This is a genomic window from Thermogutta sp., from assembly GCF_014359955.1.
In the GTDB taxonomy this organism is placed as follows: Bacteria; Planctomycetota; Planctomycetia; order Pirellulales; family Thermoguttaceae; genus Thermogutta.
Window position 1 is genome coordinate 1 of record NZ_JACIYL010000189.1, and the last position, 6,570, is coordinate 6,570.

The 6,570-nt window shown below is 59.8% G+C and carries 5 protein-coding genes; 3 read left to right on the forward strand and 2 right to left on the reverse strand.

Annotated features, from left to right (window positions below):
- Positions 1-516: 516 nt before the first annotated feature.
- From H5U08_RS07785 to H5U08_RS07795, 3 genes are all read left to right on the forward strand, one after another.
- The gene (locus H5U08_RS07785) at positions 517-1,869 is read left to right on the forward strand and encodes a PQQ-binding-like beta-propeller repeat protein (RefSeq protein WP_297031878.1); all 1,353 of its coding nucleotides are present in this window, start codon (positions 517-519) and stop codon (positions 1,867-1,869) included.
- 101 nt (positions 1,870-1,970) lie between these two features.
- The gene (locus H5U08_RS07790) at positions 1,971-2,957 is read left to right on the forward strand and encodes a cobalamin-binding protein (protein WP_297031898.1); all 987 of its coding nucleotides are present in this window, start codon (positions 1,971-1,973) and stop codon (positions 2,955-2,957) included.
- Positions 2,958-3,182: 225 nt separating this feature from the next.
- The gene (locus tag H5U08_RS07795) at positions 3,183-3,416 is read left to right on the forward strand and encodes a winged helix-turn-helix domain-containing protein (RefSeq protein WP_297031900.1); all 234 of its coding nucleotides are present in this window, start codon (positions 3,183-3,185) and stop codon (positions 3,414-3,416) included.
- Between the two features lie 22 nt (positions 3,417-3,438).
- Here the strand turns inward: H5U08_RS07795 and H5U08_RS07800 are convergent, their stop codons facing one another.
- Both H5U08_RS07800 and H5U08_RS07805 read right to left on the reverse strand, forming a co-directional pair.
- Complete coding sequence (locus H5U08_RS07800) at positions 3,439-4,278, reverse strand: M55 family metallopeptidase (RefSeq protein WP_297031902.1); 840 nt, start codon at positions 4,276-4,278, stop codon at positions 3,439-3,441.
- Positions 4,279-4,530: 252 nt separating this feature from the next.
- Positions 4,531-6,570, reverse strand: a 2,040-nt coding sequence (locus H5U08_RS07805; protein WP_297031904.1) for a thioredoxin domain-containing protein, incomplete at its 5' end; no start/stop codon positions are given.

Here is a 6,570-nt window from a genome sequence, read left to right on the forward strand (position 1 = left end):
AAAATCCACCCCAAGCCACGGGCAAAAAGTTTTATAGGGGCAATTCATGAATTGCCCCTACCATTTGCCCGCAACAGAATTAACCAGCGACTGTCGGACCTGACAAGCAGGTCCCTCCGAGAGGTTGGAGGGGCACGCTTGTCGTGCCCGATCAGGAGGCATGGGCGATCAATCGGTGGTCATCGGACCCGACCGGCGGTCCCTCCGAATATGGACGTGACAAGCACGTCCCTTCGAAAGCGGACGCGACGACCAGATCTCTCCGGGCTGTTCCCGGCATCGTCGTGTGCACCCGGTCGGTGAACTTCACGTGCTTTAAAAACTTTGCCGCTGTCCGTTGCAGGGCTGGGTCGCGCGGAGTACATTCAGTGCTTGGCTGACGGGAGAGGATTCCCCCCAATCATCACCCCGCACCAGCGCACGACGTTCCATCGCGGCACATCCCTATGGATTGCAGGTTCATTATTCCGGATCATCCCAGGAATTTATTTCCCATTGGCAAAAGGAGCGATCGCGATGATGCTTCCGGGGAGACAAATGGCGGCTTGTGGCTCAACGCAGACAGCTCGGGTTGTTGGACGGCTCTCACGTCTGGTCTTTCTCGTAACAATTGTCGGTGCGGGGACCGGCGTGCTGTCCGATCGCGGTGCTCGCGGGGAAGACTGGCCCCAGTTCCACGGGCCTCATCGTGATAATATTTGCACAGAAACAGGGCTCCTTCAGGAGTGGCCGGAGGGCGGCCCCAAACTTCTCTGGACGCTGGAGGGTCTTGGCCGCGGGTATTCCACAGTTTCGATTGCTCACGGGCGGCTCTACACGATGGGGGATCGGCCTGCGGACGGTGGTGAGGCCCAGTTTGTTCTGGCCTTCGACCTGGCCACCCGGAAAGAGCTCTGGGCGACGCGGATTGGACCGCCGCACCGCGACGGGGGACCACGTTGCACGCCCACCGTGGATGGCGATCGCGTTTACGCCATCGGCACGGACGGGGATCTTGCGTGTCTCGATGCGGTCACCGGCCGAGTGTTGTGGAGCAAGAATTTCGCGCGGGATTTCGGCGGTAAAATGATGTCCATGTGGCGGTACAGTGAGTCACCGCTGGTGGACGGGGAAAAGCTGGTTTGCACCCCCGGCGGAAAAGACGCCCTCCTCGTCGCGCTGGACAAGAAAACGGGCGAAACGATCTGGCGCTGTCAGCCCGGTGATTTGGGACCAAGCGGAGCCGACGGAGCGGGGTACGCCTCCATCATGCCGGCTGAGATTCATGGTGTTCGTCAATACATCACTCTGGTGGGAAGGGGAGCCGTTGGCGTCGATGCCGCGACCGGCAGACTCCTGTGGCACTACAACCGAATCGCCAACCGCGTGGCGAACATCTCCAATCCCGTTATCCGCGGCGAATATGTTTTCGTCAGCACGGCTTATCGCACCGGATGCGCTCTGCTGCGAATCAAACGGGATGGTAAGACGTGGTCGGCGGAGGAAGTCTATTTCCACGATGCCAACACGTTCTCCAACCATCATGGTGGCATGGTGCTCGTTGGGGATTACCTGTACGCAGGCGATGGCCAGAATCGTGGCGCCCCCATCTGCATCGAGTTTCTTACCGGCAAGGTAATGTGGAAGGAGCAGCCGGTGGACCGCGGATCAGCGGCCGTCCTCTACGCCGACAACCGACTATACTTCCGCTATGAAGGCGGCACAGTCGCACTCATCGCACCGGATCCCCATCAATTTCGGCTAATCAGCCAGTTTCGCCCGGCCGTCGTGGACGGCCCAGCCTGGCCTCATCCCGTTATCTGCGACGGGAAACTTTATCTGCGGGCTCATAATGTGCTCATGTGCTACGATATCAAGAACAAGCCCTGACTCTGTGAAACCAGTTGGTTTTGACACGTCAACCCGGCGATGGATGACCGCTCGGGCGGCTCATGCAATCGACGAACAGGTCCCTGGATCTCTTCCGTCCGATGTCGCGAGAACATTGCTTTTTCGGGATTATTTTGAGTGTGCTGCTGGTCACATTGGCCGGCGGATGTGGCCTCCAACCGGCGGAGCGTGACGAGGCCCTTCGGGCTGCCACCACGGGAGCGTCGAGCGACTCCGCTTCCTCTTCGGGGCAGTTTCGCCGGATCGTCTCCATGGCCCCCAGCATTACCGAAACGCTTTTTGCCCTGGGATGCGGAGATCGGGTGGTGGCCGTCACCGATTTCTGTGAATATCCCCCCGAAGTCCGCAACTTGCCCCGAGTCGGTGGATACATCAACCCGAACCTGGAAGCCGTCCTGCGGCTCAGGCCCGACCTGGTCGTCGCACCGGCGGGCGCCGAAGACCTGCCCGCCAAATTGAAGGCGATGGGGCTCCGCGTTCTTACCGTGGACCACCGTTCCATCGATGGTGTGTTCGATTCGCTGTCGATTCTGGGCAAGGCGCTGGGGGTGGAACAGCGAGCCCAAAAGCTGGCCGCTAGCTGGCACGAGCGACTGGAGCTCATCGCCCGACGGTGTCGCGGTCAGCCGCGGCCGCGCGTGCTGGTTGTCGTGGATCGACCTCTGGAGACCGGTCGGCTCCAGAATCTCTGTGCCGCCGGATCTGATGGGTTTCTCAATAAACTCGTGGCACTGGCCGGTGGAGAGAACGTCCTCGGGGACTCCGCCGTTGCTTTCCCCATCATTTCGGCGGAGACCGTTCTGCGTCTCAATCCGGAGGTGATCATCGACATTCAGGCGGGAAAAGAGACCTCGTCCGACCATCATGCGGAATGGCTGGCCGCCTGGCAGGAAGTGAAAGAGGTCGCCGCCGTGCAAAATGGACGTGTTTATCTTCTGGGAAAGGATGTGCCTGTGGTCCCCGGTCCGCGGATGATCGATCTGGCGGAATTTCTTGCGCGGTGCATCCACCCGGAGTTGTTTGACGCTTCCGGCCCCTCCCGCTCAGTGACCTCCCGGGAGAAGTAATCGCTCACCCTGCTCGATCGCCAACGGCCGATGGCCGGTCGCTGTTCCTTGGAAGGCGATTCTCGCAGGGGTAAAATAATGGCCAATAAGCAGTCGGCCGTTTGGAACGTGTTGCGCGTCCCGGAGAAGAACTGTCTACGGGACGGGCCAGGGGAGGGAATCTGTCGGGCGCTTGTCCATCACGTGGTCAATCTCAATTGATTCAGCTTGGGAGAGGACGGACCCATGAGTGAAATCTCCAATTCTTATGTGGCACGGATCGGTGAAACGGCGGGTTTGGTATGGCATGCTTTACACGCCAACGGCCCGCTCAACCTCAGTCAGCTTGTCAAGAAGCTGGAACGGCCGCGCGACGAGGTGATGCAGGCCATCGGCTGGCTTGCTCGGGAGGACAAGCTCATCTTCATGGACCGCGGTCGCGCCCGGCTGGTCGCACTCAAAGAGCAGGCCGGGATGTGAGGGGTTGGACAGGCTTTTTGGGTCAAAACTCGAAAATCTTCCGCACGTCTTCGATAACCCCTTCTTTCGTCATGAGGCGCCCCGGCTCTCCAGGCTTATCGAAAACGAGCCATTGCTTCTTCGCCCTGATCGGCATCTCAATGCGATAGGGTTTGCACCGTGGAATGGCTTCGATGGCTTTTTTCGCCCCTTCGTAGAGAGCACGCCGCGTTTCTTCAAAGGGATAAAGCACGGCGCTTTCGCGAGCCAGCCCTTTCTTGACGGCGACCGTCACGACCTCCGGCCCGAAGAAGGTTCGCGCTTCGCGGCAGGTGGCCTCGTCGCCCGTTACCATGATTGTGGGGACGCCGAAGGCTCCGGCGTAAAGAGCCACCTGCGCAAGCTCCCCCGATTCCACCCCGTTGTACCAGTAGCGGTTCTCGCTTCGAGATGATTGCGTGTGACAGAGTACGCCGTCCGGCGTCCCCATCATGGCATGGGCACCGAGTTGCACCACGCCTGCGAAGGTCTCATCGAGTTCGGGCATCATGCTGGGCCGCGGCAAACCCGTAATATACTTGGCCCCAGGCACCATCAGATGCGGTACAAAGGCCTGGCTGCCGTGACCATCCAGAATGACGATCTCGGTCGCACCGGCTTCGCGGAGTCCCCGCACCACCGCCGCAATATCGCCCATCAGATATTCCTTGGCCTGTTCATTGAGGGGGCCGGTCTCGCGGGTTTGGGCGAACTTGTAAACGCCGCTTGCCCCCTCCAGGTCGGTGACGATGTAGATTTTCAGGCCCTGCCCGTGGACGGCGATCGGCCAGGTGAACAACGCGGCGATCAACCCACCCACCCCCAGCACATTTTTCCACCGCATAACCGCAACTCCTTCTCTTTGTCATCCAGCATGTTGCACCGCTTTTACGAACGTTCGGCCGATATTTTAGACAGAACGGCCCTCGGGAACAACCACGCAGCCATACGGAGGTGAAGCGATGAAGCTGTCGGCAAGCAATCCCGACTCGCGCATGCAAGACGAGCTGCCTGGAATCGGCTCTTGCTCAAACTCACGGCCGGAAAACCGCTTGCAGAATCGGTCCCTTGTTGGACCGTTGCGCGCCGCGGAAGCCTACTCCGCTTCTTTTTGTGCTTTCTCTTTTTGTGCTTTGGGAACGACCACGCTCCGGCTGACAATCGCGTTGCGGATACCGTCTTCGCCCACCAGAGGTGGCTCACAGCGGCTGCCATGACACAGGTAGAGGGTAGCGTGGCCGTCAACCGGATCCCGGTCGCGAAAGATCCGCTCGCACATTGACCCGGCGACGTGATCGTTTGCTGCCCCTGTCGCGGTGACAGACGCGGGAATGTACCGGCGAAAATATTCACGGAGAAAATCGGGCCATTCACCCGAAAGCGCGGCAGTATCTGGCAGACGAAACACCCAGCTCGTCCAGCCGATGGCCAGCGTCTGGAGGCAGAGCAGGGCGTGTCCCACGCCCATGGGCGCCCGCTGCATCCAGCCCGACAAGCCGGCCAGCGCCTGTTCGGCATGGTCCAGGAAACGAGTTTCCCCGAGCAGATGACCCAGGCGGAGGAGAAGCTCCACGGTCAACGCGGTCCCGCTTGGTGTGGGATTATCGAAATAATCCAGTTGCCGACAGAGCAGATGAGGGTGGTCGGCCGTGGTCATGAAAAACGCCCCGCTTTGCGGATCCCGAAATCTCTCCAGAATGCCCTCCGCCAGACGATACGCCTGTTCGAGATATGAGGCATTCGCCATAGTTTCATAGCCACTCAGCAGGGTCACGCCCAGGGCTGCGTGATCGTCCAGCACCGCCGGGCCCTGGAGTTCGCCCTCACACCAGGAGTGGAAAAGTTGCCCGTCGATCCAGAACGTGGCCAGCAAAAAATCGAGTGTTTGCCGGGCGGCCTCGATGTAGCGTGATTCCCCCAGTGCACGCCCTGCCCAGAAGAGCGTGTCAACAGTGAAGGCATTCCAATTGAGGAGGATTTTGTCATCCCGGCCGGGACGCACTCGCCGGTTACGGGCCTCGAAGAGGATCTCACGGCACGCGGCAAGTTCCTTCTCGATGTTTTCTCGCTGCTGGGCATCGAGTTGTTCCAGACGATCCTGGGAAGAGATCAGATTTGGGATGTTGCGACCCTCGAAATTGCCCTGCCGACGGATATCGTAGTACTCGATAAAAAGGTCTGCGCGATTGCCCAGGATTTCCCGAATCTCCTGATAATCCCACAGATAAAACTTGCCTTCTTCGCCCTCGCTATCGGCGTCTTCAGAGGAATAAAAGCCGCCGCCCGGTCGGGCCATGTCGCGGAGGAGATAATCGAGCGTTCGTCGGGTGACATCTTCATAGAGCGGGCGTTCCGTGAGCCGGAAGGCGTCTAGATATGCCCGGGCGAGCAGCGCGTTATCGTAGAGCATCTTTTCAAAGTGCGGCACCAGCCATTGGGCATCGGTGGAATAGCGGTGGAATCCGCCCCCAATATGGTCGTGAATGCCCCCAGCGGCCATGGAATCGAGCGTCTTCAGCGCCATAAAGAGGGCGATCTGCGAGGATGCCGCGGCATACCGCAAAAGGAGAAATCGCAGTAAAGAGGGATGGGGAAACTTGGGCGCTGCTCCGAAACCACCCCAATGGCTGTCAAATCCGTGGGCCAGCGCTCGTTCGGCGAGTTCGGCTGTCGTTTTCTCGGGCCTGTCCGCCTTCCCTGCCAGCGTGCCCGAGACATCCGAAACAAGGATCGTTAGTTTGTCGGCCTGGCCTACCACCTCCTCGCGGCGGTTCTGCCAGGCGTCGGCCACGGCCCGAAGCACATCCAGAAAGCCCGGCATTCCTCCCCGAGCCCTGGGCGGAAAATAGGTCCCTCCATAAAACGGCTGAAGATCGGGAGTGAGGAAGACCGTGAGCGGCCAGCCCCCGCGACCCGTCAGAAGCTGAACGGCTTCCATGTACTGGGCATCCACAGCCGGGTGTTCCTCGCGGTCCACCTTGATGGAGACAAAATGCCTGTTAAGAAAGTCCGCAACTTCGGGATCGCTGAAACTTTCTCGCTCCATCACATGGCACCAGTGGCAGGCAGAATAGCCGATCGAGAGGAAGATCGGGCGGTCGAGCTCTTTCGCCTTGCGGAAGGCCTCCTCACCCCA

Excerpts from the sequence above, each read along its gene's own strand:
- H5U08_RS07795 (WP_297031900.1), top strand. The coding sequence starts at position 3,183 with ATGAGTGAAATCTCCAATTCTTATGTGGCACGGATCGGTGAAACGGCG.
- H5U08_RS07790 (WP_297031898.1), top strand. The coding sequence starts at position 1,971 with ATGTCGCGAGAACATTGCTTTTTCGGGATTATTTTGAGTGTGCTGCTG.
- H5U08_RS07785 (WP_297031878.1), top strand. The coding sequence starts at position 517 with ATGATGCTTCCGGGGAGACAAATGGCGGCTTGTGGCTCAACGCAGACA.
- H5U08_RS07800 (WP_297031902.1), bottom strand. The coding sequence starts at position 4,278 with ATGCGGTGGAAAAATGTGCTGGGGGTGGGTGGGTTGATCGCCGCGTTG.